At 34.0% G+C, this 23,443-nt stretch carries 44 protein-coding genes and 2 pseudogenes; 3 read left to right on the forward strand and 43 right to left on the reverse strand.

Annotated features, from left to right (window positions below; all coding sequences use genetic code 11):
• Window positions 1–104: 104 nt before the first annotated feature.
• From RUW00_RS04895 to RUW00_RS04950, 12 genes and pseudogenes are all read right to left on the reverse strand, one after another.
• Window positions 105–284: a hypothetical protein gene (locus tag RUW00_RS04895; protein ID WP_237728753.1), complete on the reverse strand. Its 180-nt coding sequence runs from the start codon at window positions 282–284 to the stop codon at window positions 105–107.
• Window positions 285–354: 70 nt separating this feature from the next.
• The gene (locus RUW00_RS04900) at window positions 355–804 is read right to left on the reverse strand and encodes a hypothetical protein (RefSeq protein WP_280145225.1); all 450 of its coding nucleotides are present in this window, start codon (window positions 802–804) and stop codon (window positions 355–357) included.
• 76 nt (window positions 805–880) lie between these two features.
• Window positions 881–1,078: a hypothetical protein gene (locus RUW00_RS04905; RefSeq protein ID WP_280145226.1), complete on the reverse strand. Its 198-nt coding sequence runs from the start codon at window positions 1,076–1,078 to the stop codon at window positions 881–883.
• A gap of 115 nt (window positions 1,079–1,193) precedes the next feature.
• A complete protein-coding gene (locus RUW00_RS04910) occupies window positions 1,194–1,442 on the reverse strand; it encodes a hypothetical protein (RefSeq protein ID WP_280145227.1) in 249 nt (82 codons plus the stop codon).
• Between the two features lie 34 nt (window positions 1,443–1,476).
• On the reverse strand, window positions 1,477–1,713 hold the full coding sequence (locus RUW00_RS04915; RefSeq protein WP_280145228.1) for a hypothetical protein: 237 nt from the start codon (window positions 1,711–1,713) through the stop codon (window positions 1,477–1,479).
• A 47-nt stretch (window positions 1,714–1,760) separates the two neighbouring features.
• Window positions 1,761–2,167: pseudogene (locus RUW00_RS04920) on the reverse strand (hypothetical protein).
• Between the two features lie 172 nt (window positions 2,168–2,339).
• Window positions 2,340–2,558 carry a hypothetical protein gene (locus tag RUW00_RS04925; protein WP_280145229.1) on the reverse strand — a complete coding sequence of 73 codons (219 nt, stop codon included), beginning with the start codon at window positions 2,556–2,558 and terminating at the stop codon, window positions 2,340–2,342.
• Window positions 2,555–2,785 (reverse strand): hypothetical protein, encoded by a 231-nt coding sequence (locus tag RUW00_RS04930; protein ID WP_280145230.1) that lies wholly within the window; start codon window positions 2,783–2,785, stop codon window positions 2,555–2,557. Before RUW00_RS04930 ends, RUW00_RS04925 begins: the two co-directional genes overlap by 4 nt.
• Window positions 2,782–3,198 carry a hypothetical protein gene (locus RUW00_RS04935; RefSeq protein ID WP_280145231.1) on the reverse strand — a complete coding sequence of 139 codons (417 nt, stop codon included), beginning with the start codon at window positions 3,196–3,198 and terminating at the stop codon, window positions 2,782–2,784. Before RUW00_RS04935 ends, RUW00_RS04930 begins: the two co-directional genes overlap by 4 nt.
• Before the next feature lie 32 nt (window positions 3,199–3,230).
• Complete coding sequence (locus RUW00_RS04940; RefSeq protein WP_041482536.1) at window positions 3,231–3,455, reverse strand: hypothetical protein; 225 nt, start codon at window positions 3,453–3,455, stop codon at window positions 3,231–3,233.
• Between the two features lie 109 nt (window positions 3,456–3,564).
• The gene (locus RUW00_RS04945) at window positions 3,565–3,810 is read right to left on the reverse strand and encodes a hypothetical protein (protein ID WP_020954128.1); all 246 of its coding nucleotides are present in this window, start codon (window positions 3,808–3,810) and stop codon (window positions 3,565–3,567) included.
• Window positions 3,811–3,884: 74 nt separating this feature from the next.
• Window positions 3,885–4,184: a hypothetical protein gene (locus tag RUW00_RS04950; RefSeq protein WP_022553114.1), complete on the reverse strand. Its 300-nt coding sequence runs from the start codon at window positions 4,182–4,184 to the stop codon at window positions 3,885–3,887.
• Window positions 4,185–4,349: 165 nt separating this feature from the next.
• Between RUW00_RS04950 and RUW00_RS04955 the strand changes: the two genes are divergently transcribed.
• Window positions 4,350–4,571: a helix-turn-helix domain-containing protein gene (locus RUW00_RS04955; protein ID WP_041482535.1), complete on the forward strand. Its 222-nt coding sequence runs from the start codon at window positions 4,350–4,352 to the stop codon at window positions 4,569–4,571.
• A gap of 220 nt (window positions 4,572–4,791) precedes the next feature.
• Here RUW00_RS04955 and RUW00_RS04960 read toward each other — a convergent pair whose 3' ends face one another.
• From RUW00_RS04960 to RUW00_RS05020, 13 genes are all read right to left on the reverse strand, one after another.
• Entirely contained in the window at window positions 4,792–5,775 is a 984-nt protein-coding gene (locus RUW00_RS04960; RefSeq protein ID WP_022553113.1) for a phage lytic cycle repressor MrpR family protein, read from the reverse strand.
• 19 nt (window positions 5,776–5,794) lie between these two features.
• On the reverse strand, window positions 5,795–7,144 hold the full coding sequence (locus RUW00_RS04965; RefSeq protein ID WP_280145232.1) for a DNA sulfur modification protein DndB: 1,350 nt from the start codon (window positions 7,142–7,144) through the stop codon (window positions 5,795–5,797).
• 76 nt (window positions 7,145–7,220) lie between these two features.
• The gene (locus tag RUW00_RS04970) at window positions 7,221–8,279 is read right to left on the reverse strand and encodes a tyrosine-type recombinase/integrase (protein ID WP_280145233.1); all 1,059 of its coding nucleotides are present in this window, start codon (window positions 8,277–8,279) and stop codon (window positions 7,221–7,223) included.
• A 9-nt stretch (window positions 8,280–8,288) separates the two neighbouring features.
• Complete coding sequence (locus tag RUW00_RS04975) at window positions 8,289–8,453, reverse strand: hypothetical protein (RefSeq protein ID WP_180997915.1); 165 nt, start codon at window positions 8,451–8,453, stop codon at window positions 8,289–8,291.
• A gap of 38 nt (window positions 8,454–8,491) precedes the next feature.
• Entirely contained in the window at window positions 8,492–8,722 is a 231-nt protein-coding gene (locus RUW00_RS04980) for a hypothetical protein (protein ID WP_014471999.1), read from the reverse strand.
• 14 nt (window positions 8,723–8,736) lie between these two features.
• A complete protein-coding gene (locus tag RUW00_RS04985) occupies window positions 8,737–8,949 on the reverse strand; it encodes a hypothetical protein (RefSeq protein ID WP_014472000.1) in 213 nt (70 codons plus the stop codon).
• A 149-nt stretch (window positions 8,950–9,098) separates the two neighbouring features.
• Window positions 9,099–9,254, reverse strand: coding sequence for a hypothetical protein (locus RUW00_RS04990; protein WP_172798707.1), 156 nt, complete (start codon window positions 9,252–9,254; stop codon window positions 9,099–9,101).
• Window positions 9,255–9,384: 130 nt separating this feature from the next.
• Entirely contained in the window at window positions 9,385–9,516 is a 132-nt protein-coding gene (locus RUW00_RS04995) for a lysogeny pheromone AimP family peptide (protein WP_141137945.1), read from the reverse strand.
• 29 nt (window positions 9,517–9,545) lie between these two features.
• Window positions 9,546–10,691 (reverse strand): AimR family lysis-lysogeny pheromone receptor, encoded by a 1,146-nt coding sequence (locus RUW00_RS05000; protein WP_103527272.1) that lies wholly within the window; start codon window positions 10,689–10,691, stop codon window positions 9,546–9,548.
• Window positions 10,692–10,852: 161 nt separating this feature from the next.
• On the reverse strand, window positions 10,853–11,263 hold the full coding sequence (locus tag RUW00_RS05005) for a type II toxin-antitoxin system HicB family antitoxin (RefSeq protein ID WP_079005080.1): 411 nt from the start codon (window positions 11,261–11,263) through the stop codon (window positions 10,853–10,855).
• 103 nt (window positions 11,264–11,366) lie between these two features.
• The gene (locus tag RUW00_RS05010) at window positions 11,367–11,975 is read right to left on the reverse strand and encodes a hypothetical protein (RefSeq protein ID WP_280145234.1); all 609 of its coding nucleotides are present in this window, start codon (window positions 11,973–11,975) and stop codon (window positions 11,367–11,369) included.
• A 156-nt stretch (window positions 11,976–12,131) separates the two neighbouring features.
• Window positions 12,132–12,263, reverse strand: a complete 132-nt coding sequence (locus RUW00_RS05015; protein ID WP_222893561.1) for a hypothetical protein — start codon at window positions 12,261–12,263, stop codon at window positions 12,132–12,134.
• Window positions 12,264–12,482: 219 nt separating this feature from the next.
• The gene (locus tag RUW00_RS05020; RefSeq protein ID WP_280145235.1) at window positions 12,483–12,734 is read right to left on the reverse strand and encodes a hypothetical protein; all 252 of its coding nucleotides are present in this window, start codon (window positions 12,732–12,734) and stop codon (window positions 12,483–12,485) included.
• A gap of 70 nt (window positions 12,735–12,804) precedes the next feature.
• Between RUW00_RS05020 and RUW00_RS05025 the strand changes: the two genes are divergently transcribed.
• Window positions 12,805–12,993, forward strand: coding sequence for a DUF8096 family protein (locus tag RUW00_RS05025; RefSeq protein WP_280145236.1), 189 nt, complete (start codon window positions 12,805–12,807; stop codon window positions 12,991–12,993).
• A gap of 14 nt (window positions 12,994–13,007) precedes the next feature.
• Here the strand turns inward: RUW00_RS05025 and RUW00_RS05030 are convergent, their stop codons facing one another.
• From RUW00_RS05030 to RUW00_RS05080, 11 genes are all read right to left on the reverse strand, one after another.
• On the reverse strand, window positions 13,008–13,232 hold the full coding sequence (locus tag RUW00_RS05030) for a hypothetical protein (RefSeq protein WP_280145237.1): 225 nt from the start codon (window positions 13,230–13,232) through the stop codon (window positions 13,008–13,010).
• A gap of 24 nt (window positions 13,233–13,256) precedes the next feature.
• Window positions 13,257–13,484 (reverse strand): hypothetical protein, encoded by a 228-nt coding sequence (locus RUW00_RS05035; protein WP_280145238.1) that lies wholly within the window; start codon window positions 13,482–13,484, stop codon window positions 13,257–13,259.
• A gap of 31 nt (window positions 13,485–13,515) precedes the next feature.
• Window positions 13,516–14,013 carry a hypothetical protein gene (locus RUW00_RS05040; RefSeq protein ID WP_280145239.1) on the reverse strand — a complete coding sequence of 166 codons (498 nt, stop codon included), beginning with the start codon at window positions 14,011–14,013 and terminating at the stop codon, window positions 13,516–13,518.
• Between the two features lie 47 nt (window positions 14,014–14,060).
• Window positions 14,061–14,450 (reverse strand): hypothetical protein, encoded by a 390-nt coding sequence (locus RUW00_RS05045; protein WP_045207928.1) that lies wholly within the window; start codon window positions 14,448–14,450, stop codon window positions 14,061–14,063.
• Between the two features lie 28 nt (window positions 14,451–14,478).
• The gene (locus RUW00_RS05050; protein WP_280145240.1) at window positions 14,479–14,853 is read right to left on the reverse strand and encodes a hypothetical protein; all 375 of its coding nucleotides are present in this window, start codon (window positions 14,851–14,853) and stop codon (window positions 14,479–14,481) included.
• A gap of 87 nt (window positions 14,854–14,940) precedes the next feature.
• A complete protein-coding gene (locus RUW00_RS05055; RefSeq protein ID WP_280145241.1) occupies window positions 14,941–15,156 on the reverse strand; it encodes a hypothetical protein in 216 nt (71 codons plus the stop codon).
• Between the two features lie 70 nt (window positions 15,157–15,226).
• Window positions 15,227–15,649 carry an NUMOD3 domain-containing DNA-binding protein gene (locus tag RUW00_RS05060; RefSeq protein WP_280145242.1) on the reverse strand — a complete coding sequence of 141 codons (423 nt, stop codon included), beginning with the start codon at window positions 15,647–15,649 and terminating at the stop codon, window positions 15,227–15,229.
• Between the two features lie 131 nt (window positions 15,650–15,780).
• A complete protein-coding gene (locus RUW00_RS05065; RefSeq protein WP_280145243.1) occupies window positions 15,781–16,062 on the reverse strand; it encodes a hypothetical protein in 282 nt (93 codons plus the stop codon).
• A 108-nt stretch (window positions 16,063–16,170) separates the two neighbouring features.
• Entirely contained in the window at window positions 16,171–16,386 is a 216-nt protein-coding gene (locus tag RUW00_RS05070; protein WP_280145244.1) for a helix-turn-helix domain-containing protein, read from the reverse strand.
• A gap of 59 nt (window positions 16,387–16,445) precedes the next feature.
• Complete coding sequence (locus RUW00_RS05075) at window positions 16,446–16,658, reverse strand: helix-turn-helix domain-containing protein (RefSeq protein ID WP_280145245.1); 213 nt, start codon at window positions 16,656–16,658, stop codon at window positions 16,446–16,448.
• Window positions 16,659–16,751: 93 nt separating this feature from the next.
• Window positions 16,752–17,189 (reverse strand): hypothetical protein, encoded by a 438-nt coding sequence (locus RUW00_RS05080; RefSeq protein WP_021493573.1) that lies wholly within the window; start codon window positions 17,187–17,189, stop codon window positions 16,752–16,754.
• A 304-nt stretch (window positions 17,190–17,493) separates the two neighbouring features.
• Between RUW00_RS05080 and RUW00_RS05085 the strand changes: the two genes are divergently transcribed.
• Complete coding sequence (locus tag RUW00_RS05085) at window positions 17,494–18,588, forward strand: acyltransferase family protein (protein ID WP_280145246.1); 1,095 nt, start codon at window positions 17,494–17,496, stop codon at window positions 18,586–18,588.
• 79 nt (window positions 18,589–18,667) lie between these two features.
• On the opposite strand, the gene RUW00_RS05090 is transcribed toward RUW00_RS05085, so the two are convergent.
• The 7 genes and pseudogenes from RUW00_RS05090 to RUW00_RS05120 form a co-directional block, all read right to left on the reverse strand.
• On the reverse strand, window positions 18,668–18,817 hold the full coding sequence (locus RUW00_RS05090; RefSeq protein WP_280145247.1) for a hypothetical protein: 150 nt from the start codon (window positions 18,815–18,817) through the stop codon (window positions 18,668–18,670).
• Window positions 18,818–19,166: 349 nt separating this feature from the next.
• On the reverse strand, window positions 19,167–19,589 hold the full coding sequence (locus RUW00_RS05095) for a hypothetical protein (protein ID WP_280145248.1): 423 nt from the start codon (window positions 19,587–19,589) through the stop codon (window positions 19,167–19,169).
• Window positions 19,590–19,625: 36 nt separating this feature from the next.
• Entirely contained in the window at window positions 19,626–19,799 is a 174-nt protein-coding gene (locus RUW00_RS05100; protein WP_224988263.1) for a hypothetical protein, read from the reverse strand.
• Window positions 19,800–19,944: 145 nt separating this feature from the next.
• A complete protein-coding gene (locus tag RUW00_RS05105) occupies window positions 19,945–20,451 on the reverse strand; it encodes a hypothetical protein (protein ID WP_033885295.1) in 507 nt (168 codons plus the stop codon).
• 294 nt (window positions 20,452–20,745) lie between these two features.
• Window positions 20,746–21,033: pseudogene (locus RUW00_RS05110) on the reverse strand (hypothetical protein); the annotation flags it as partial.
• Between the two features lie 8 nt (window positions 21,034–21,041).
• Window positions 21,042–22,838 (reverse strand): ATP-dependent helicase, encoded by a 1,797-nt coding sequence (locus RUW00_RS05115; RefSeq protein ID WP_315956514.1) that lies wholly within the window; start codon window positions 22,836–22,838, stop codon window positions 21,042–21,044.
• 1 nt (window position 22,839) lies between these two features.
• Window positions 22,840–23,442 (reverse strand): hypothetical protein, encoded by a 603-nt coding sequence (locus RUW00_RS05120; RefSeq protein ID WP_014472015.1) that lies wholly within the window; start codon window positions 23,440–23,442, stop codon window positions 22,840–22,842.
• Window position 23,443 lies beyond the last annotated feature (1 nt).

The following is a 23,443-nucleotide window of genomic DNA, read 5'->3' on the forward strand; positions in this document are numbered from 1 at the left end:
CCGCTCCAAGATGCCATCTAAACCAAACTAAGTTAAACCAGGCTGTATCAATTATGTGCTTTAAATAACCTATGTGCCTTCCTCCTTACAATGAAATAATCCTTTTATTGTGATTTATTTTCCAACGCTTTTAATTCTTCTTCATACAAAGGTAAAATAGCCTTTTCAGCTTCGGCCTTAGACACACCATGCTGCTCCATATATGTAACAATATCCATTCCAATATTATTTCCTAGCTCAGTTTCCCAAACTATGTGATCAGCCATAGCAATATTTCCATCCATTAAGTAGTTCATCCCCTCTCTATATAAAACAGTCTTTTTATTCAGAAAGCAACATTTTCATTAACCTCTCCTAGCTATAAAAAATGCCTTCTTTATCACTTTTAACAACCTTCCCATCTTTTAACTCATAAAAGACGCTCCTTGCCATTTCTTCGTAATAGTATTCAATATGGACTGACTTCTCGACAATCTCTGGTACAATGATCTGAAAAAACTTCTCTATTTCTCGATTATAATTTTTCAAACTGCACTGAAAAGACCACAATCTAGAATCTTGATCAAACCTTCTGTCAAAGCCAGCTGAATGATCTTCTTCCCAGCTTCTTGGCATATAAGATAATGCGCCACAAGGAATAAAATTTGCTCTTGGAATTTCACTAAATGTATGTAAAAAATCATATTGAGGATAGCATGCACTTAAGTCAAACCAGGTAAGACCTTCATACATCAGTTTCCTAATTAGTTCAGCAAACTCTTCTTTAATAATTCCTTTAAACCTTAAGCCAGTATACATTCCCATATTCATTCTCCTTTTCCATTTAAATTTCAATTTTACCCAGCTGCCTTGCTCACTAGTTTTATTGATTGCACCCTCTTTAGTACAAATTTGGGTTGTTAATTATCTTATTAAAGCAGTTGTCAGTAACTTCGATTCTCGGAAGTAAGAGCTCACCCGCTTCTGTACTTGAATCCCAACTTACTTCTTTAAAACTGGTAATCATCCCTTTTTCATCAATGGAATACTGAATCGCAATTTTATCAGCTCCACATTCGTACCTTTGTCTAATCTTCATCTCTGCGCCTCCTGCTAAACTTCAAAAGTTTTGTATTATTTATTGCCCCTTAATAACTTAATTTTAATATAGCGTCTGCCGGCTCCGAAGTCATTTCTTTTCTTTAGCTTCAGTTTTATTTTGATTTAATTTCAACTGTTAAACTGTCTGGATAGTTTTTTAAATCAAGTGCGTTCACATGACAGTGACCTACATTTCCTTCTTTATCAACGTAATTATAGAAGAACTTTTCCCCATTATTGATAATGACTTCGCCATGATGTATGTACTCCATTTCTGATCCCTTGTACCAAGTTACCTTAACCTTTGTTCTAGGTTTGATTTTATTTAAATCAAATACTGTTATTTCTTTTAGCAAGTTCATTTTTAATCCTCCGCTTCTCTTTAAAATTTTACTTTTAATCTAATTCTCTCATATCGCCTCTTTGTGCAATATAGCTCTTAAAGCATTCCCAATCACGCTCGATTTCTTTAATATTTCCAGCAATAAAATTCTCAGCTTTTTCTCCATCCACCATTTTGTTTACAGAAAGCTGATACATCAACTCAATTTTATTGATCCTCTCCACAAAACTCCGAGTATAGTCTTTCGCTGCATTTAACCGTCCTTGACTTAATCCGTGCTTAGTCTCCATTGTTAATCGATCTCCCATTCTAATTTAGTATGAAATGCATCTTTTAATCACTTCTTTGCAGCATAGCTTTCAAAGAATTCTTCAACTGATCTCAGGTATCGGTATTTATTTGTATCTTCCGGATCTCTAAATCTTTTCGATAGTACCAATGACCAATTGAACATCAACGGGAAAACCTCGCCCATTTGCTAAAGCTTAACTGAAGACCTTTCCATTCTCTCCCCGCTAATTCTGCTAATTCGAGAATTTGGTCTTCTTTTAAATTCACTTCTTCTTCAAACATTACTTGAATTTCCTCGTATGGTTTATGTCCAAAACAACAGTGGCGTGTTTTCAATCCAATCTTGATACACAAAATATCAATTAAATTGATCATTTGTGTATCAAGCTCATCATAGGGAATACCATTTGCAATGAATTTTTCTCTTTGATTTGATTTCACATTATCCTCCAGCAGATTTAAATTCTCACTCACTTCACGCCCTCTTTAAAAAATGTCTTCCCACACTCTTCGCATAAAGGCGGGTGAATGGGGAGCCCCTTACAGCCGCACATATAGCCATCACAACACATAGTCATATCTACATCCGTCATCTTTCCGCATTTGATACAAGGAACTATCTTCATCATTCTGCCCTCTCACTATGTCCATGCTTTCTCATGATGTCCGTTACCTCATCGATATAGGGTTCATCCCGGTTGATAACGACATAATCATTAATTGCTCTCCCTTCGGTTTCTCTACACAAGTTGATCCTGTCAATGAATATCCCAAGAAAAAGTTGTTCCTCAAAAGTTAAATGATCTTTGACGTCATCCATTTTCAAAACGATGAACTTACTCATTCCGCATCACCTGCAATCTGTAGATTTTTATAATGAGCTACATGTCCGCAGGGGTTCTCCCAAGTATGAATTTGTCCAAAGAATCCGTCCTCGGTATACTGCCTTAACTGAGGATTTCCCATTCCCCCGCCACAAGTAGGGCATTCCCAAAGTGCATTAACTTCCCTGAACCCGATCAGGAAACCATTGGTATCGCGGGCGGGAATCGTTACTTTTTTTGTCTTCATTCCGCATCACCCTCCAATGCTTCTCTGGCTGTTTGCCCTTTGTCTATTTCGATCAAGGAAGCGCTTATTTTCTCCCCATTTAATGCGGTTCCGGGAACCTTTCGTCTCCTTGATTCATAATTTCTCTTATTCGCATATACTTGCAGAGCCTCTTTAAAGCGATTGTTCTCCGCCCGTAGCCGGCTGATATCTTCCCGGGCCTGCCGAAACTGGTTTACCGTGACTTCCTGCTGGCGTTGGTGTTCCTCAATGATTGCCTGCTGTTTTCTCATGTAGCCGATCATTATGTCTTTGACATAACTCTTTTCGATGATGTAACAAGGCCCTGCGTTTAAATCAAATGGCTTCAACTCTTCTTCAGAAGCTAAATGCCACAATGATAAATCACATATAATTTCCTTTAATTTATCCATGCTCTTCCTCCTTATTTCAATCTCAATAAAACTTACATTTTATTTTTATCCTTAATATATTCATGCTGATTCACAACATCACGAAGTATGTATTGTATTTCCTCTAAATTGTCTTTAACAAAGTCCAGGTCTCCTATTGCCATTCTGATTTCATTGTTCTCTATGCTGCGCAAAGATCTTTCACATGATGCTAAGAGCTTTGCATATTTCCTTAAAACCATACTTCTTATTTGATTGTTAGTTGGTTCATTAATCAATAATTAAAGCTATCTCCTTTCCTTATTCTAATTCGATTATATAATCTCAACCAAATGTTGTAAACAATTATTTTATTTTTACTCTTAAAAATTTCAAAAAAATTCAGCTTTACTCATACTGTAAAGCTGCTGTCTTCATAAACGTCTTCATGCCGTCTAGTTTCCAAAGAGTTTCATTTATTTTGTCTCTAAATTCTAAAACTGAAGCATGATCCATTCTAATCCTCAAACAATCCCCATTGTTTTTAAAAATAATGTCTATGTAGTACTCTCCACTTTGGATGTTCTTAGAACCAACACTCATGGAAACTGATCTCATAATGTCTTTCAAGTCAATTTCAAGATTAAAATCCATTGTATGCTCCAGTCTGACTAAAAAGTCACCAATTTTTTATGTCTCATGATGACTGACAAGATGTGTATGTATTTTTACTTCGATGATAACAATTGTGAAGATTTATAGCCTTCATTTTCAAACGAATCGTCTATCTCTTCGGCATAAGATGTTGTTAATTCAGCATCCTCTGTACACATGATATCTACATCAAATAGTGCCTCATATTTTTCTTGATCTTTTTGAAGAAACCCCATTTTCCCTGTTTTATTTCTTAATTTCTTTTTAATTGATTGATATGCGAACAATAGTGCTTCCTCTTCATTCTTGGCTTTTATTCTGCCGAAAAAAGGAATGCACAGCTCCCCTTGAATGAAATAATCCTTTTCTGACATACGTTTCCCTCTCTCTGGTAGTAATTAACCGAACTTACGTTCCCTTTTTTGTTGACTTAATTATAACCTTTTACCTAGTTAGTGGCAAATCTTTTTTCTTTCATTTAAAAACTTGGAAAGAATTGATATAGTATGATAAGCAATACTATAACAGGAGGTTGTCCGATGCTTGAGGTTGAAATCGGACAATGTTTGATATCCATTCTCCTTGAAAGTAGAGGAATGTCCTTAGGAGAACTTTCAAAGCGAACAGGCATTAGTACTCAAAGATTAAGTGACTATGCAAACGGCTTTAGACCTTCTATGAATATAAAAACAGCGAAAATCATTGCTATTGCCCTTAACTGTTCGATTGAAGAGCTCTATGAATGGAAAATCAAACATTGACTTTATCGCTAGGGAGTTTGGCCTAGCGAACCTCCTTGTACCCTTTTTAGGGTATAGAACTATTTTACTGCATATGTACAAATTTGTCTCTGTCTAACTTTGTCGAATTCTGAAAAATATGAACAAAATCCTGATATTTTTTTAAAAATACCACGAGTTAACTCACATTTGTTTTATTTTTACTCTGAAAGTTATGTAAAGTTAATCCCTGTATCAGGGATTAAGAATTAGTCTCAATTACTTCAGACTTGATACAATATTTTTCTAAGTTCTCCATATTCACTACTTTCCTCAGTGTTTGTGAATTAAACTCCGCGTCTTCATTCAAGAACCCATATTGTCGAGTTATTTGTTTATAATCAGGTACTTTTAATTCACCCTTCTCTTTATATATCGCATACGCCATGTTGAGCTTTCCTGAATTGATAAGATTTTTAGGTGTAAAGAAGGGTTCTTCTAAAAATTTTTGAAACTGACTAAAAGAACGATGAACTAAAAATTTGTCAGCTTTCATACTCTGATTAGAGCTCTTATATTTTAGCCTAAAAATATTTTCGCTTTTAACTAATGTGGCAAATTTGTTTTTAAGGCTACTATCTGGCGAACCATTGCTAAGATGATATGTTCTTTGGTCATTAGCACGCTTAAGTAACTCATAACATTTATCGCTTACAGTAATTATTCTTACACCATGTTTATCATCTACTAGCTTTACCTTGTTATCATCGAGTAAATCGTCACCTGTTAAATTCAGTAACTCTGAATGCTGATAACCATCTATACCTTCATAAATAGCCTGTATCATGGCCTTATCCTGATAATTAATCATAAAATCAACATACTCTTCTACTTCTTTATTAGTGAATAGTGTTTTTTTGTTTTTATCTATAAACTGCTTTAAGTCACCATCCTGTATCTGATACACTTTGTTGATGTTACTGTTTGCCAAGCCATTTTCCATTGCCCAGGTTGTGTATTGTCCAATTACAGCTCGTGCTCCTCTTAATGAGTCTATAGATTTGCTATCCAAATCGAAAAATAACGTACGCAGCTCTTCCAAAGAAAAATTAAATATGTCTTTTTGAAGTATTTTTTCTGTAGCTGAGAAATCCCTTAGCCTTAGCCAATAATGGTTTCTTGTTGCTTCACTTTCGTATTTCTCTAAAAACTTTTCCTTCAATTCAGCATTATACATTTCACTCATATTAATTCTCCTTTAGGCTTTAAACAACAGCAATTTCATCATAAAATATTCGCTTTAGTTTCTTCTTCATAACATTCTTTAGTTGAATCTCATTATTTTGTCTTCCTAATTCTTCAAACATTCTTCCGCTTTTACTAAAGTCAATTGTATTAAGGATACTTTCAAGCTTGTTTAGTTCTATATTGTTTTCCTTCATCTTCTTGGCCAAATAAACATAACCGTAAAACATTACGTTATGATTAATATATGATTGCTTTCTAATGGACGATAAATCATCTTCAAGAAATTCATCTGGGAAAGCATAAAAAAGGTTATCAAAAAAGTCAACCAGGTATTTTGAAATTTTTAATGCATCTTTTCGAGATTTCAACTCAAATGCATCGTCTATAGCTTCGGATAAAGTGTAATATGTCACAAGGAAATTGCTATCAAGACCAATGTCACTTTGTGGGCTTATTTTATTTTTAAGTTCACTTTTAAATTTCAGTTGCTCGACCACGGTTGAAGAATACCGTTTTTGTCCTAATTCTTCAATTCTGGATTTTTCAACTGGGTTTATTGTATTCATTTGAGCAAAGTGAACCTTAGCCTTTTCTTCATCATAATTGAGCACATTTAAAATGAATGGTTGATCTAATTCAGGGACTTCAGCAATGGCCTTAACAATACCTGAAATTCGATGGTACCCATCTAGAGCATCTAATAAGGTTCCTCGTGTTACAGTGAGGGTTTGATCGCTTGGATCATATTCAACTTCTTCATCACCATCAGAAGTTCCAAGACGAGCGTTAAAAGTTAACATTGACACAATTAAATCGCCTTTAATAAACAATTCTTTGATCTCATCGACTGATTTAGGATTTGTTTTAGGTACAGGGATAAGGCTGCCCTTAATGTACTTTCCTTCACGCTGAGTGTTGTAATTGTACTGCAGGATGGAGCTATTATATAACTCACTCAGTTCTTTGGCAGTAATGGAAGTGACATAGTTATCCTCTTTAATTTTAATCACATTTTTAAACTTGTATGGGAGCTTAACTACTTCTTCACCGGCGAATACTCTCCCACCTTCAAGCTCTTTTGCCAATCTGGTTGGAAAATAATTTGACGGATCTAAGGCTTGCGTCCCAAGAATTGAATACATCTCTTTTGAAACAATGTACACTTCTTTTTCGTTTAAACGCTGTACGTTGTTATCATTATTATTTAAAATTTCTTGGATATAACCAGGGAGTGCCTTGTATTTGTCCGCCATTGTGGCTTTTAATTCCTTCACCATATTGGGATCATTTTTAATATCATTAAGATTTTCCTCTATTTCAGTTTTTAACTTATAAAGTTTATCCGTTGTCAACAAAACTTCAGACACATTATCACCTCACATAATCATATTAAATTTATCATTATTTTCATAAGCAAGTAAAGCTTTTATATGATTATTTGTATCACTTGTTCAAAAACATTTTAAGTTTATTCTGTATATACATGTCTGATTTTAAAAAGAATTCTTTATATTGCTCTAAGGTAACATCTTCTAAAAAGGACATGTCTTCTTTTTGATCAACCAAAACCCCTGGATCTTGAGAATAATCCCTTTCATTGACTAAATAATGGTCATTTAAAGTATTGATATTACTGTGGCCAGAGAAAGCTGCCACTTTTTTAATATCACCATTAACGCTGTAAGAAAAGTTTGTTGCAGTATTGCGTAAACTATGCGGAGTTATCTTTCTTTCTTTGGGAATACCCATAACTCTACATACGCGATTCCACATATCCTGTATTGAATCAACCGTTAACTTATGAAATAACAGTTCATGTTCCCCATACTCTTGCTTTAACAGCAACAACTCTTCATAAAAAGCTGTGGAAATTCCAACTGGCCTAGCCTTTTTTTGCTTAGTTTTTTTAAAGTTGACGAGATAACATTGGTGCTTTTCTGAATAAGTAATATCATCCCACCCAACTCTAAGCACCTCTGATTTACGCCCTCCAGTACGTGCACTAAACAAAATAAACATCTTTTTCATTAATCTGTTCTGACGCTCAGTAACATAAGCTGCCTCAGCAAATTCATCAGCTTCCGATATTCCTTCAAAAGACCCTGCTGGATTCTTTTCTGTTGGAAGAGGTCTAAAATTAAATACAGATGAATCACACTCATGTTCAGATTCAAGATACTTAATCATACTTTTCAGTGCGGCAATCTTATTGTTAATTGTTGAATTGGAGTTACTTTTATTTTTAGCCAAATGAGTTCGATAATCATACAGGTCACTCTTCTTGATCGCCAGGTCACTCTCAGTTAAATATTCAATATCCTTGGCAGCATAGTGGTTGAAAAACTCCCTTACATGCCTTTCATACGTGGCTCTAGTATTAGACTTTTCAATTTCTCCAGTTTCTCGATCCCTGTTTCTTAAATCTAATTCATCAAACCACCTATTTATGTTATTGTATATTGAATAATCCCTTAGTGTTGACGCTTTCTTTTGAGCTTCCATAATGACACCTCATATCATTTTTTTCATTAAGTATTGATCAAATTCTTTCCATGCAACAATCCATTCATTTTCCCCTTCAATAGTACTCAGCAGCATTAAATTGGCGTTACAGATTTCAATTTGCTTTAGCATGTCGTATTCTTTAAGAGCGTTAATTAAAATGTCTGTATTCATTTTATCACACCTAATTTATTTTTATCCTATAATAAAATTCAGTTTAGGACATTTACCCTTTCGTCCTTACAGACGTTTATAATTGGCATCCCTGTCAGTTCCTCATAAAGTTCCTCTTCGAACCCAACCCATTCATCACTTGTTGCTTCTCTTCGTAGGAACTCATTATAAGCAACTGCTATCTCAGGCTGCTCTAGAAACTTTAAAACGATCATATGCTTTTTCCAAACTTTAGCCTTGTTTTCTTCTGTATAATATTTATTATTCATTTTATTTTTACTCCTTAAATACATTTTATAGAATTTTTTTGTTCTTTAATGAGGTTGTATTCTTTATGATTTTTTCTCATTGTAGTTACATTATTAGGTGTAAACACATCTGGATCCTCTAGGTGGAGATTGACTCGTGTGAAGTTCTTTAGTTGTTTTATGTATTGATATTGTCTTAATGATGTAATCTTCAACTCTTCCTTTTGAGTGGCACTGGTTGTTTCCATTGTTTCATCTCCCAACAACGTTCATCTTGTAACTTCATTATATATGTTGCTACAATAATATGCAATAATTTATTTTATTTTTATTCACGACAAATAACACATCCCCTATGTATGTGTTAAAATGTCTGCTGATTTGTATTTAATCCTCATTAGGATACCTTTGCTTTATATTTTGATCTAATCATTTCTGCTTCATTTTCAAGATGATTATCTTCCTGAGAAATTTCTAAATTAATATCTCCCATTTCCATGTAACCTTTGGCCATTTCCTCATAAGAAAGTGCTTGTGCAAAATTCTTTTTCATTTTAATTCCCCCATGTTCTTGTTTTTTATTTTATGAATTTCTGGAACATTCTCTTAAAATTAGAAAAGACGCCTGATCCAGTGGATCAAACGTCTAAACATTGATTATGTAGTATCGTTGTTGTGAATTTTTAAGCCCCACGAATAATGCTTGCTACACTAATTTCATCGTTTGGAGCTGCAGTGCTTACTGATTTTTGTCCTGCAACAAATGATAATGCCAGAGCCGCAATAATAGCTACACCTAAAATCGTTTTTTTCAACAACCTCACCCCCTTTCAATTGCATCGCTCTAAATTGAAATAAGACTTAACAGTTCTATGTCCGCACCCATTTTTTTAAGTTCAATCAAGGGCAGTTGAACTGAATATTTATCATCTGATTTTTTGAAACAGCGTATAGATTTATAAAAATCAGATTTATCTACAGATATTAAACCTCTATAATAAAAATAAAATCCCATCTCATTCTCATCTTGTTCTCTTATTGATAACTCATTTAAAATATCATTTGCTTTATCAACTTCACCTTTTCGTATATAATGGTATGCTCTCAATTGCAAGTATTTAGTATTCTGTGATTCATAATTCACCCAAAAGTTCTCTTTATTCCAAAAGCTCGCAAGAAAGCATAATGCTCCGTCTAGCATCTCCTTGTGAATTGTATTACTTGCATACTTAGCACCTTTAACATATGACTGCTTAGCCTCTTCAAAATTTTGAAATATAAAAGAGTTCCCGATTGTTAAATATGCAAAAAAACAAATCCTGTCTATGTTTGTAGTTTCAGTGGCATATAAACAATATTTTCTTGCTTCAATTAAATTGTTCTCATTGAAACTTATATTAGCTTTCAACAAGCTTACTCTGGAGGTGTACAAGCCTTTTATGTAAGCATCTGATATTTCTTGAAAATCCAGCAATTTTGCTGTACTTTTCATTAATCCAAATTCACCGATTTTAAGGTATTCATACATTAACATTGCATTTGAGAAGAATATCATTTCTGCTGTTTTGCATTTTCCAGTTTCCCTGATTGCTTCAGTTAAGGATATCTTGTTTTCTGTTAACTTTCTATGTATATTATAGGTCTTACCCCATTCTTTACTTGTCGCATTTTTTGAATTGCATAAATTTAAAATTATTTTATCAGTTAATGCATTCCACTGATTTAAATCTGCATATTCAACAGATTGTCTAGCACATTTCTTATTGGGATCCAATGACAAGAAATAATCACTTAGAAGCTGCTCTTCATTATCAGGAAACAAGCTTTTAACAATATTTATTAAACCGCCTAAGTTGTCCATTTCTTTCTCTGGGGTGTTGATGAATTTGTAAAAACCATTAACCTTTTCGTACCCTGCTATTTTTGAGAGTTTCGCTGCGAGCTGGTTGTCTTTTTCACATTCATTCTTTATCATCTGCTTAAGACTCATTGGTTACTCCACCCCTTCCCAACTAATGTTCCCTTGTTTATAATATACATTAGAGTTGTCAGAATTACAAGTATTTATTTTATTTTTATTCTAATTATTTTTTAAGGAATACTTATCTGTTTAAAATTCGTATTTTATATGAACCGGCACAATAAGAATCCTTACTGTGCCTTAAAGATATTTAGTCCTAGTTTATCTTTTAACGCATCCTGCAGCACCTGGGAAAAATTAATGTTCTTTTCTTCAGCTACTTCATTTAACCAAGCCGGAATAGTTAATGTTTTCTTAATTGATTTACGCCTATACTCATCACGAAATGCATGCATAGGCACATCAATCAAACACACAACTTCGTTTTCCCCTGTCTTAATTTCCGAAAACGGTGAGGGACTAGGATACTTCTCTCCGTCCATTTCCAACCCGTATAGATGAAGACCTAAAGCTTCTTTAGCCATGCTAATTGCTTCTGTATCATTTTCTCCACAAGTTATACAACCAGGAAGGTCTGGGAAGGTTACTGTAATACCATCATTAGCATAGTGTAAAATTGAGGGGTAAGATACCCAATTCATTTAAATCAACTCCTTAAAGAAGATTATAAATACATTTAAAAAGTTTGCAAATTCAATACGTATAATTGAACGTAGTATGTAAACCATAAAAACAATATAAATTTTATTCATTAATTTCAAAGGAGCAAAACTTTAATGCTTCTGGTACATAAAGATCATTAATTGGTCTGTTTATTAAAGAATTATCGTTTTTCCTCCAAAGAAATCTAAACTCTTCTTGTTCAGAATGCTTACTATCTTTAATAAGGCCTGGCACCAAATAAAAATCAGTGTTTTCCTCATTAAAAGTAATGCTCCTTGAATCTCTATATATGCAATTATTCGCAGCATATAAGGCACAATTTCTTTTTTTCATTTTATTGTGTACCCAATATGCGAAACTTGGAAAATCATTAATTACCATTACTGAACCTCCAAACTTTCTCATAATATTTTTATCATAATTGAAAGTTAAACAATAAACATAAAAATTTTTGTTTATTATTGAGGTTTGAAATGACACATCTTCAAGTCTAACTATGGAGTCAGGAAACCATTCTTGTAGTTCATTGTGAAGGTGTGGATTATGGTCTCCTGTTTTATATTTTTTAATGTTTAAATGTCTGTTTGCTACACCTTCTTGGTCATCTCCAACATCCGCACCTAAGCTTGACTCTGGATAGTTATTAAGGTGATTTACAAAAAGTTTCTTGTCCCTCATTAATTTTTTCAACCATTACGCTTCCATGTATTTATATGCTTTCTTTGGAAAATCTTCAATTGGCATATATCTCATCTTACTTCTGCTGTCCAAAAAAATGCCTCCTAGTAACTTTTCACGTTCTTATGTCTCATCAGTTGTCGATTATTTTTATTTCTGTCAACATTTTTAAAGCCGCTTCCATTCAACATACTCAAACCGCTGCTGATAAAGGTCTTCCAGGATTACGGCCCATTCAACCCAGCCGTCCGCAACGATGCTTTTCTTCTCCCCATCCTCAATCCATTCAATCCAGTACACCTGAACACTCCTCACCTAGTAATAACTTCAATTTGTCTTATAGCAGAAGTGGCTTTAAACTCTGTATGCAGCTCGTTTGCGATCACTAAAGCTTCTGACATTGTAGTGAACTTTGAAGCCCCTTAGATGTCTTATAGCCACTTCCATCTAATTTAAATGACTTGAAGTAATCATCATTTTCAAATTGAATAACAAAAAAGATATCGATAACCGGCATAGCTAACTCCTCTTCAGCAGACCAGCAATTTTTATGGCGAGTGGCAGCAATCCAATCAATATGTAAAACACCATGATATTTATTTTATTCTTAAAGAACAGTTCAATCATATTCTGCTCCATACCTGGTGAAAATGAATCAATCAGTTCCTGCTTAAACTCTTTATCATAAACCTGATCAACAAACAAGGCCTTAAATCCCGTTAGAAAGCCAACACCAAGCCAGAGTATTAAGAAATATGCTATTCCAATCAAATTAAAGCCCTCCTTATATACATCGTCTGGTATTATAGTAGTGTTAAATACTTTGTGTAGGTGAAATTTAATGGAAGAGAAAGAGAAAGATTTTGAGACTAATGGCTACGATGTAACAGTTGTATATGATTATAAGGAGTATCCCGATGTTAAATATGGACGCTGTGACAACTGTGATTACGCTTTGTTCAAGAGTTCAGTGAAAAGTGGTGTGTTTTTACGTGAGTGTCGTAGATGTGGTATGAAGAAGAGCATTTAGCTTAATGCTCTTCTTTATTTCACTGGCATCATGTAGCTTACATAAACTTCAATTCCATCTTCAGTTTTATATTCTGCAATTCTGTCTGAATCAGCTTCAATCTTCTCTATTAGTCGTTTCGCATCCTTGTTCCTCTTTGCAGTATTGGTAACTACAATCCAAGACCAATAATCCCATTCAGAGATGCAAGACTTAATCTTTTCTGGTATCTTATGACCTCTTGTATAAACCTTGATCATTTGCATACTCCCCCTGCCGGTTCATTATTTAATCCAATTTGCTGGTGGAACGCTCAATATTCGATATTGTTCATCTAAATAAGCATGTTTCCTCTTCCAATCACTTTTCTCCCATGCTTCTTGATTTGTGTATGATGGATCTAGAGGTTTTGGATATTCTCCGTTCACCCATCCATCTTCAATATGATTCAGTTTGGCTTCAGTACCTTTATCATCGTATTTGTACCAGACAGTAATCATTTTGGCTGCCATATGTTCACCTACTTCCCTTAAAAACACAACTTTATTTTAATCTATTATTACACTCATCTATAAAATCACTCGCACACTGATAAAGCTTTTGATATATATCTTCATCAACTGGTGGTTCAATTTGCTTAACGCCATTTTCCACTTCACTATAACGACGACCATCGTATGGATTTTTTTCCCATACAACTGGAATGCACACGTCTCTGTATTTAAAATATACACCGCCATCTTCAAACTCTTGTCTTTGAGTTAGGCCCACTGGGGCAATGTCAATAATTTCATCATCTAATTTCACCCACATGTGAAATTCATAAGGCGGATCCCATCTATAGACCAAAGGAAGAATCATAGGATTGAAAATTAATTCACCTGCTTTTAGTTCAGCATTAATACCATACTTTTTTTGAAGTAACTCTTTTGTTAAATATGAAGTATATGCACATTTATCTCCAATCGACACTCTAAGTTTATTGAACGCAGTTATTATCCCATCAACAATGTTTTTTTGCATACGCTCTTTTTCGTTCATATTGCCCTCCTACCAGGTCTTTGTTTATTTTATTTAAAAGAATGATTTTATTCAGTAACACCATATTCATATTCAAGGTTGTATGTTGCTATTTCGTGTACTCCTATATCCCCTGCAAAGTTTCCACCCTCATGTTCCTGTTGTAAATAAACCTCTTTATCTTTTTCGAAGATTTCTCTTGCTTCATCTAATTCAGTTACTGCTTGCGAACCCATTCGATCTGTTACAGTAAAAACTAAGCACCGTTTTAGCTCGGTACCATCTTTAAGGACTACATCTGCCATGACGTACCCATTTGGCTTTAGTTCGCCAATTTCATTACGTCTTTTATCGATTGCCTCTTGGAGAACCACTGAAACAGTATTGTTATCGGACTTACTTAAAGCCATTTCTAATTCTTCGATTTCCTCAAGTAGCACTTGAATTTCCTCTCTCATTTTTCATCTCTCCTTTTTAATATACGCCCTATGAAAGCCATAAAAATTTTTCATTGTTGCACCTTAAATCACCTAAAATGGTTACGGCATCGCCAATATCATACAAACAATTAAGGTATTCGTTTAAAGCATCTGCCCAGCTATCAAAATCAAATTCAGTGGATTCTTCACCATCTTCAATTGACTGTTTGATCCATTCAAAATTCTCAACAACTATTTTAAAGTCATCTAGAAAAAATTCATCTAGAGCATTATTGTTTCCTTTTTCAATTCGTCGTTCTTCTTTCCTGAGTATGTATTTCAATTCAGGAAGCACATTTTTCGCAACCTCATGTACAGCATCATTTGTTTCTTTGTTTGTAAGGTATTGCTTGATATTAATTTGATTTCTCCATTTTGGCATTTCTATATTCCCCTTTCATTAGTGGTTTTCACCCTCTAATTTTTAAAAGTACGATTTTATAAAAATAGCCTGCAATTCTGCCCTAGTTTACTTTACTTTTTCAACGAATCTTGATGCTAACTCCCTGTAAATTACTTCACTAATCATATGTAGTTGAGTGATATTCGTATTAAAAGTATCATGTAAATTTCTAACCTTGCCCTGCTCTAGGACACCAGTTTCTCGCCACTTTTTTAATTCATTAAAGCAATCTGCTAGAAAGGCATCCGTTTGCTCTTTTAAATGTTGTTCTAAATTATTCATTCTCTCTACTCTCTTTTCCATTGTTTTTAATGTTTCCTTAACTTGTAACTTTAGTATCTCTGCTTAATTCCTATAAATGTTTCCAGGTTTTATATAGTACAATATCTGAAATTGTTGGTCTCTTCACACCATATTTTACTGCAAGATAATTTTGAGCCTCTGTCTTTTTCATATTATTAATCAGCATTTCATACTCGCTTCTAATTGATTTAACTTGTTCTGGGCTAAGCTTTGAGTTTGGATTTAACTCTCCCTTTTTTTTCTCAGCTATTTTCTCTATATACTCAGCAGTTTGTCTTTTTTCAATAATCCCCTTCCTAATATTAGATTTTGCCTCATCAGACATTTTGTAACCTCTTTTCCCGTAAAAGGGATGCCCAATTTTCCAAAGGCTCATATTCTGTTTCGTTTCTTCAGGAATTTCCCTACCCTTTAGAGCTTTGCTAATTTTCTCTTTTGTTTCTTTAGAATGCTTAAAGCCTTTTGGAGGCATACCCTCATACCCCTTCCATGTATCAATGTTCGTATATAATTTGCATTCCTTGTTAACAGTAAAGATTGAGCACAATGTGAAATTAGTTAATGTATCACACTGTGCTTTTATAATGGAATTGGATTAATAAATTAAACCGCAAATTCAAGATACTCAATTTCCTCAAGAACTGACTCAATATCTTCTTTGTTGTAATTCACACGCTCTTTTAATTCAATAAGAAAATTAGTCATTTCTTTTTTAGATGAAACCACATATTCGACGTTTGCTGAGTCTGTTGCGATATTCATTGCAACTCTACTACCTTTTTCAGAAACACTGAAATCAAGCAACATATGACAATCGTTTAAAACACTTGAGATATTGTTTAAAGATTTGTCTTTTTTATTAACCATGAAAATTTCGTTTGTCATTATAATCATTCTCCTCTAACCCGACACCGTCTTGTGTCTGCAGTTACTTTTTCCCTTAACTTGTAACTTTAGTATATCATGATCCTTAAAACGGATCAATATTTTTTTCTAAATATTTTCATCTTTTTTAAATTCCATTAGCTCATTAATTGTGACGTCAAAATAGGAGCACACTTTTTCAATTAGATCTGTTGGAACCCGCTTTATTTCACCCAGCCACATCAACCGAACACTTTTATAATCGTGTTCGAGAATCCTAGATAGTTCCCTTATACCGCTTATTCCTTTTTCTTCAGCCAGTTGCTTTAATTTGAATTCAATCATTTTTAGAATCTCCCTTTATATTTTAATGAGGAATGTTTAAGACGACACACTAGAAACATTTAAGCATTTTGATCTCTTTTGTATGTCAGCAGCTCATGCAACTCAATATTTAAATAGGTACAGACTTTATCCAACAGATCCCTTGGGTACCGCTCCATTTCATCGTGATAAAGCTTCCTAACTGTGTTAAAACCATGGTCAATATCATTGGACAGTTTTCGAATACTGATATTCTTTTCGTCTAATATCGGCTTTAAATTTGATTTAATCAATTTAACTACCCCACATTCATTATGTATGATCACTTTAAATTATCATCATATGCATAAAAAAGGTCAAGGATATACCTTGACTATGTATTAAGCTTACCAATCAAATGAATCTTCATGTTCAAATCCATAAATACCTTTAATCCACACATCTCCGCAGCCTGGATTCTTTGTAATCTCTAACACATGATTACGGTTTGCATCTCCCTCTACTCGATCTGTAGCAGTATAGTCAGCATAGTTTCCTACAAACTGCTTCTCACTACGTGGAAATACCCAGCCAGCAAGAGTTATCCTACTGATTTTCATATTTAGAGTACACCCTTCTGCATTGCTGATTGTGAATTTGTAGAAGAGCCAAGTGCGATCATAGTTCCGATCAAAATAATCTGCCATTGAAAAACTCTCTGAATCCTCACTCATGTGAAAATCCACATTTTTGTAGTCTAATGTAAGCTTCGCCTCAGCACTTGGTGTGTTAAAACTCAATATAAAACCAATGCACATTACAGCCAAAAAGATTAGCTTTTTCATTCCCTCTCCCCCTTTTCCAAAATTATACTATATTTGAAATAAAGGTGAAAGAACAGGCAGAAGCTTCTCGATTTCCCTATATTCTCTATGATATAGCTAGATATACACGTATCTATGAATATCTACATGTATTTATAAGTATCTATACCTCCCTGTACCACACAATTATACCTTATTGAGAACAAAAATATTTATTTTAGTTCATTTTTAAGAACAAATCTTCCATTTTTATGATATAATCATCACTGCTTATAGGCAACCTTACTGCTTATTCGCCATATGGTATAGGAAAGAGGTTCTTTTAATGAACGTAAAACATTCTAACTGTTTCTTTGTTATCAGGCTGGTTGCTGCTCTTTGTGTGTTAGTTGGTCATGCTACAAGAGATATAAACATTTCTGTCTTTGGTTATACCCCAGAGAGTAAAGCAATATTTCACACCGGCATATCAATCTTCTTTTTTCTAAGCGCATTTTTCCTTTTCACTTCTTATGAGAGATCCAAGCTTAAAGGAAATAATGTAACCGATTTTTATTGGAGCCGAATTGTCAGGATCGCACCCGCAATATACACCTATGCTCTTGCCTCCACTGTACTGCTAATTGTTCTAGGAGCTCTTTCATTAACAGTATTCACTACAAAAGATTACTGGATATGGCTTTTGAGCAATCTTGTGCTATACCCTCAATACTTCCCTGACATATTCCATCATATTGGCACAGGTCGCCTTAACGATTCACTTTGGACAATTCCAGTTCAAATTAGCTTTTACCTGGTGTTACCCGCAATCTATTGGTTTTATAAACGTTTCGGATTCAAAAAAATGATTCTTTGCTCTTTTGCTGTTGCCGCTTTCAGTGTGTTAGTCTCTTTCATAATTTTAAAGTTCGTGCCTGGCAGTGTGTTCGGTAATCTGTACTTACATTCTTTCCTGCCGCAGATGTTTTATTTCACTTTGGGTATCTTCTGGGCTAAGGCATGGAGCAAGTTACCGCCGCAGCATATTGTTTTATTTTCATCTTCGGTAATTTTATTTTTACTCATTAAGGCAGATCCCATGCATCTCAGTTCAATAAACAGTACACTATGGAACTTTTTATGGTTTGTGCCGTTAAGCTATGCGATCGTTTGGTTCGGTTACAATGGGCCGAAGATATTTTGGCAGCTGAACCGGTTAGATGATATCAGTATGGGGATTTTCATATGGCACATGGTGATCATCAACATCTTCTTATACACTGGAATTAATAAAATATTGTCTGATTACCCGCTGATCATAGTTCTAATCGCTGTTACTGCTGCATCCGCATTTCTTTCGTACAGAATAGTGGAAAAACCCGCTCTTAAATTACGTAATATCAAGAAAAACAAACCAGTCAAAACAAGGATTGCGAGCTAATGTCAAAGGGCTGTTCTCATGTGAGCAGCCCGAATCCTGTTTAGCATGAAATGGTGTTTTTATAGGATCTAATAATTTATTAATCAATATATCCGAGAGGTAGTGGGTCTTGAAAAAAAGATTGATGGACTGCAATTACCTCCGAATCACTTTCTTCTTTTGATTTATCTACGATTTCAAGCATAATACTATCTAATGCGCCTTTTGTTTTCTTGACTTCAAATTCCACTTGGTACTGCTCTCCATTCTATTTAAAATTTACACCTCAGCTTAGTACCTGTTTTATTCAGAACTCAAGGCATTCACAAGCTTTTCTTTACAATCATCACATACATTTACAATACTTCTTGCATACGGCACGTATACGCTGTATACGCCCTTTATTCTTCTGTGTCCACATCCATCGCAATAATCGGTTTCTTCTGATTTATAGACATTGATTTTCTCTCTATCCAAACTACACACGCCCATCCTATCTGATTTTATGATATTTAAAGATGTTGTCGATACTATGTAAGACCGAACAATCTAAGTCTTTCATATCCTTAGCCTGACCAGTTCTTGAAATTGTTCCAATCTCAATATTTCTCGTTATCTTTTGTCACTGCGTACCCTCCGTTATTTGGCATGTATCTCATACTGATTAATGCATCGAAAGTTGCATTGATAACTGCCGTCACACTGTTTGTATTGTATGACCTATACGGCATGTTCCCATGTTCATTTATCGAAAATTCGTACATTTTAATGTCCTTATCGAATGCTAGTTTGAAATTTTTGAATCTGTCGTCGACCTCTAACGCTTCGAGTATATCTCCAACTAGATTCTTATCACTCTGTATATGGTCTATACGGCATCTATAATTTCCGTCAAAATCAAATAGACTTACAGTCGATCTATTTGATTTTCCTGTGTACGGATGCAATTTCAATAAATCAGTTATGATCACTTTAACTTTTCCGTCTTTTCTATCCCATAAATCGATTGTTCCTTCTTTCATCACAGCACCCTCCTATATATTTAAAGTATTGTTGTTTTATCCGACCTGTTCTACATCATTCAAGTTAAACCAAGAAATCATTATTGGGGTATCAGGGTTTGTCTCATAAATATTCAATTTGATCATTTGACCGCTCGCTCCTATTTTTTGGAATACTCCATAGTAACCCTTCCATTCCCCATTAATAATTTTATATAAATTTTCCAGCATTATTTAACCTCTCCATTCTGTTTAAAATATGCATTTTATTTTGATATATATCTGAAGCTCAACATTCTTTATTCAAGAAAAGAATCGCTGCTTTGAACTATTGCGACTCATTTAAAACGGCATAATCACTTGTTAAAGCTAAATCCTATCCTTCCCAGGTAATAACATGATTGAGTGGTTCTAACCCCTTTTCTAAACAAAGAACCGTGTACTCATATTCTAAATCAAGGATTTCTCCTTCCCATGCCTCATCGAAATTCCCTAGTCCTCTTTCTTTTCGATCAATGAAATAGTCCCTCTTCATCTCAATGATTTGTTTTTCAAGATCTTCAAATCCCGTAGAATAATCTTGATCAGTATTATGAATTTCTTCATCAATTTTATCGAGTGCAGCGTAAACTTCTTCGTCAGACATGCAATCAACTTGTGAATGCGTGTATCCTAGATTAAACAGGTCATTTCGGCAGTTATTTGAAATGCTTCCTTGTAATCTATTTGTAAGACTAAACTCAAATTTTTCAAGCTGTGATTCCAGTTCAATACGATTAAATTTAAGAGCATCAAGATTAGTATCTAACTCACAGTATTGTGTATTAATTTCATTTTCCAATTCATCAAGTCTAGACTCCAGATTAAAAAGTTGTGCATTCATTTTAATCGCCTCCTGTTTATGTATATATTTTTTTGTATTTGTTAATTGTATTATAACCTGATCACTTATAATAATCAATGGTTATTTTATTTTTATTCTAATAAATTTAAATAAGTTTTCGTTCAGCTTGCTGAACAAAACCGGACGTAAAGCGCCCTTCTTTACGGACGTATGTACTTAAAATGTTCTCCTTTTTTAAAATTTATTTTTATACCCTTTCCCTAAAGACTTAGGCTCTGAAACCCTTGATATGACTGGCTTATTTTTTAAGTTTAAGAGGTTTGTTCTATTAACCTATTCATTTAACCATTCTAAAAGCAGCTTCCTCATCCTTAAAGATGGAATGAATAATGTTATTTCTTTACCATCTCTTATACCTGACCTCCATATCCACTGCACTAATTCGGATAATACAAACAAATTTTGATCAATTGTAATATTATATTTATTCTTAAAGTAACTATAAAGGATTGTATTAACGTATCTATTTATTGTATAAGCTAAATGTTTCTTATGCTTAAACTCATTTGTAGCACGTGCATTACAGGAAACAAAACCTTTTGTATATCCATTGCCTTTTATTTAGTTTCTTAGCAAACAAGTTCATGTTGCCTATACTCATCAAAAAACATATTACAGTGACCAATTTGACTAAGATACAGGCTCTCCTTAGGTCTTGTTACGCCGACATAAAATAACCTTGCTTCGTCTAAAAGATCGCTTTTTCTATGAGGAAACTTACCATCTTCAACCCCAATTAAGAACACATGTTTAAATTCTAGACCCTTGCTTGCGTGAATACTCATTAATCGCACCGCATTTTCATTTTTCTTTTTACTTGGCTTGCTGCCGTATACAAAATTAATGAACTGCTCTAAGTTATTATTCTTAACAAATTTCTTCATGGTATTGAGAGATTCTTTTCTGTCAGTTATCTCATCTTCATCGAGGTATTTCTCTTCTATGTAATCATTCATTCTGAAAGTTTTAACTACATTGTCGATCAATTCTTCCACGGCAATCCCTTTAAGCACTTGCATTTGGAGTTTATTAATCATACTTTGGAATTTCAAGACATTATCGTTTTGAGTCGGACGATCAAATCTCATATTTAACATGGCCTCATATAAAGACATATTTGTTTGTCCGGCAAATGACTCAACATCTTTTAAATTCTTATTGCTAAAATAACGAAATGGATCATTCCTTAGTGTGAAAATATCTCGAAAGGCTGCATCATCATGTGGATCACGAATTAATCTTAAATACGCTACAATCCCTTTTACCTCTTTTCTCTTGAAAAAGCTCCCATTGTTAATAATATCATATTCAATTTCACGCCTTTTTAGTTCATTCTCAACATAGCTAGAATGAGAGTTTAATCTATAAAGGACACAAATTTCTGATGGTTTTTCACCGGCTTTTAGCAATTTTTCAATTTTATCAGCTGTATTCAGACCTTCTGCTTCTCTGTCCTGATAAGTTAGTGTCTGAATCTCGCCATTGTTATGAATATTAGGGATGGAGTCTGCGTAATGTTCATAGTCACCATAGTATTCCTTGATAAAGCTGTTTGCGTTATCAACTATGTTTTTATTTGATCTATAATTTGTATCCAGGTTAATCACAGTGGCGTTTTCCCAATCCTTTTCAAACTCCATACAATACTCAGTATTGCCGCCTCTAAATGTGTAAATAGCTTGTCTATAATCGAATAAGCAGAATATGTTACCAGAGGCGCAAAGTTCTTTTAAAATGAGATTTTGTACTAAGTTAGAATCTTGATGCTCGTCTACAAGAATAAATTCATACGTATACTTATGTTTATTGTTTTTTAGCACCTTGTAACACTCCAATAAATAATCATCATAATCGTACAGTCCGTTTTTGGATTTAAAAGCCTCATACTCCTTATAGAAGAGTCGTAATTGCTCCTCAGTATATTTACTCTCTTTAATTAAAAACTCGTCTGTGCACCCCCTTAAAAAGTTCTTTTGGTAGCTGATGAAACCCGTTATGTCTTTGATGTCTGGTTTCTCTTCAAGTGATTTAAAACAGTTTTCTCGCTGCCATTCTTTAATCGTATTTTTATCGTTAATTTCAATTCCCTCTTTGAGAAGAATGTTGCGGCATACTGAATGAAATGTACCTACATTCACACTAGTTAATTTCTGCTTATGTAATTTCTTCTTAAGCTCATTTGCAGTATTACGCGTAAAACTGATGGCTAAAATATCCTCTTGATCTTCACCGTAATCCCTCACCAATGTTTTAACACGGTTAAGGAGAACGGTGCTTTTACCGCTCCCTGCCCCTGCAATGACTGCGCAAGCTCCTTTATAAAAATTAATCGCTTCTAATTGTTGTTTGTTAAACTTTACAGTCATTCTAAATAATTCCCCCTTTTGTTCCCTCTTCTGTTTTTTCTAAATATGTAAATAAAGCATTGACTTTCTCTTGTTGAAGTGAATTATTTTCATGCATAGCTATGTATTCGTTAATTTTCTTGTCAATATATTTTCTGCTCGGTGTCCATCTTTTAACAATTTTCAAAGCAGCTTCAAAGTCGTTAATGTTAATACTCGAAGTATTAGGTACATTTAGAGCTTCAGATACTTTTCCATAGCATTGCATCAACAACCCTCTATAAAATAAAAGGTGTTCTGGACTGCCAATTGGCTTTACATAATCAAACACTCTACTTTTAGCAGCATTTTTAAACTCCAGAAATTTTCCTGATTTATCATGTTGGAAGGTAAAGAATGTTTCATCATATTCTTTAAATTTGCCTTCCATCTTTGAAATTTCTTCTGCATTTTCACTTTCTTTTAAAGACAACTGCTCAACTTGTAGCTCCAGCTCTTTTTGTTTATCAGCCATTTTTATAAAATCTTCACTTAATCTATTCACTTTTAAGCTTAATACCTTGTCCATGAGCATATCAATTTCTCCGTTTGACATTTTGTTCAATTCCAATTCATTAATCGCCATA

Source organism: Bacillus sp. IS1 (genome assembly GCF_032461585.1).
GTDB classification, from domain to species: domain Bacteria; phylum Bacillota; class Bacilli; order Bacillales; family Bacillaceae; genus Bacillus; species Bacillus velezensis.

Coding starts and splice junctions, on each gene's coding strand:
- RUW00_RS04925 (WP_280145229.1), bottom strand. CDS start 2,558: ATGAGTAAGTTCATCGTTTTGAAAATGGATGACGTCAAAGATCATTTA.
- RUW00_RS05005 (WP_079005080.1), bottom strand. CDS start 11,263: ATGAATTGGGTATCTTACCCCTCAATTTTACACTATGCTAATGATGGT.
- RUW00_RS04905 (WP_280145226.1), bottom strand. CDS start 1,078: ATGAAGATTAGACAAAGGTACGAATGTGGAGCTGATAAAATTGCGATT.
- RUW00_RS05030 (WP_280145237.1), bottom strand. CDS start 13,232: ATGATCAAGGTTTATACAAGAGGTCATAAGATACCAGAAAAGATTAAG.
- RUW00_RS05045 (WP_045207928.1), bottom strand. CDS start 14,450: ATGAGAGAGGAAATTCAAGTGCTACTTGAGGAAATCGAAGAATTAGAA.
- RUW00_RS05115 (WP_315956514.1), bottom strand. CDS start 22,838: ATGACTGTAAAGTTTAACAAACAACAATTAGAAGCGATTAATTTTTAT.
- RUW00_RS04935 (WP_280145231.1), bottom strand. CDS start 3,198: ATGGATAAATTAAAGGAAATTATATGTGATTTATCATTGTGGCATTTA.
- RUW00_RS04900 (WP_280145225.1), bottom strand. CDS start 804: ATGGGAATGTATACTGGCTTAAGGTTTAAAGGAATTATTAAAGAAGAG.
- RUW00_RS04980 (WP_014471999.1), bottom strand. CDS start 8,722: ATGAATAATAAATATTATACAGAAGAAAACAAGGCTAAAGTTTGGAAA.
- RUW00_RS04910 (WP_280145227.1), bottom strand. CDS start 1,442: ATGAACTTGCTAAAAGAAATAACAGTATTTGATTTAAATAAAATCAAA.
- RUW00_RS04970 (WP_280145233.1), bottom strand. CDS start 8,279: ATGGAAGCTCAAAAGAAAGCGTCAACACTAAGGGATTATTCAATATAC.
- RUW00_RS04955 (WP_041482535.1), top strand. CDS start 4,350: ATGCTTGAGGTTGAAATCGGACAATGTTTGATATCCATTCTCCTTGAA.
- RUW00_RS04985 (WP_014472000.1), bottom strand. CDS start 8,949: ATGGAAACAACCAGTGCCACTCAAAAGGAAGAGTTGAAGATTACATCA.
- RUW00_RS04930 (WP_280145230.1), bottom strand. CDS start 2,785: ATGAAGACAAAAAAAGTAACGATTCCCGCCCGCGATACCAATGGTTTC.
- RUW00_RS04945 (WP_020954128.1), bottom strand. CDS start 3,810: ATGGATTTTAATCTTGAAATTGACTTGAAAGACATTATGAGATCAGTT.
- RUW00_RS05085 (WP_280145246.1), top strand. CDS start 17,494: ATGAACGTAAAACATTCTAACTGTTTCTTTGTTATCAGGCTGGTTGCT.
- RUW00_RS04895 (WP_237728753.1), bottom strand. CDS start 284: ATGGATGGAAATATTGCTATGGCTGATCACATAGTTTGGGAAACTGAG.
- RUW00_RS04950 (WP_022553114.1), bottom strand. CDS start 4,184: ATGTCAGAAAAGGATTATTTCATTCAAGGGGAGCTGTGCATTCCTTTT.
- RUW00_RS05105 (WP_033885295.1), bottom strand. CDS start 20,451: ATGAATGCACAACTTTTTAATCTGGAGTCTAGACTTGATGAATTGGAA.
- RUW00_RS05080 (WP_021493573.1), bottom strand. CDS start 17,189: ATGAAAAAGCTAATCTTTTTGGCTGTAATGTGCATTGGTTTTATATTG.
- RUW00_RS04990 (WP_172798707.1), bottom strand. CDS start 9,254: ATGAAAAAGAATTTTGCACAAGCACTTTCTTATGAGGAAATGGCCAAA.
- RUW00_RS05035 (WP_280145238.1), bottom strand. CDS start 13,484: ATGGCAGCCAAAATGATTACTGTCTGGTACAAATACGATGATAAAGGT.
- RUW00_RS05120 (WP_014472015.1), bottom strand. CDS start 23,442: ATGGCGATTAATGAATTGGAATTGAACAAAATGTCAAACGGAGAAATT.
- RUW00_RS05065 (WP_280145243.1), bottom strand. CDS start 16,062: ATGACAAACGAAATTTTCATGGTTAATAAAAAAGACAAATCTTTAAAC.
- RUW00_RS05100 (WP_224988263.1), bottom strand. CDS start 19,799: ATGCTGGAAAATTTATATAAAATTATTAATGGGGAATGGAAGGGTTAC.
- RUW00_RS05055 (WP_280145241.1), bottom strand. CDS start 15,156: ATGAATAATTTAGAACAACATTTAAAAGAGCAAACGGATGCCTTTCTA.
- RUW00_RS05060 (WP_280145242.1), bottom strand. CDS start 15,649: ATGCCTCCAAAAGGCTTTAAGCATTCTAAAGAAACAAAAGAGAAAATT.
- RUW00_RS04960 (WP_022553113.1), bottom strand. CDS start 5,775: ATGAGTGAAATGTATAATGCTGAATTGAAGGAAAAGTTTTTAGAGAAA.
- RUW00_RS05000 (WP_103527272.1), bottom strand. CDS start 10,691: ATGAGTCTTAAGCAGATGATAAAGAATGAATGTGAAAAAGACAACCAG.
- RUW00_RS05050 (WP_280145240.1), bottom strand. CDS start 14,853: ATGCCAAAATGGAGAAATCAAATTAATATCAAGCAATACCTTACAAAC.
- RUW00_RS05095 (WP_280145248.1), bottom strand. CDS start 19,589: ATGAAAGAAGGAACAATCGATTTATGGGATAGAAAAGACGGAAAAGTT.
- RUW00_RS05025 (WP_280145236.1), top strand. CDS start 12,805: ATGGAAGAGAAAGAGAAAGATTTTGAGACTAATGGCTACGATGTAACA.
- RUW00_RS05070 (WP_280145244.1), bottom strand. CDS start 16,386: ATGATTGAATTCAAATTAAAGCAACTGGCTGAAGAAAAAGGAATAAGC.
- RUW00_RS04915 (WP_280145228.1), bottom strand. CDS start 1,713: ATGGAGACTAAGCACGGATTAAGTCAAGGACGGTTAAATGCAGCGAAA.
- RUW00_RS04975 (WP_180997915.1), bottom strand. CDS start 8,453: ATGAATACAGACATTTTAATTAACGCTCTTAAAGAATACGACATGCTA.
- RUW00_RS05040 (WP_280145239.1), bottom strand. CDS start 14,013: ATGAACGAAAAAGAGCGTATGCAAAAAAACATTGTTGATGGGATAATA.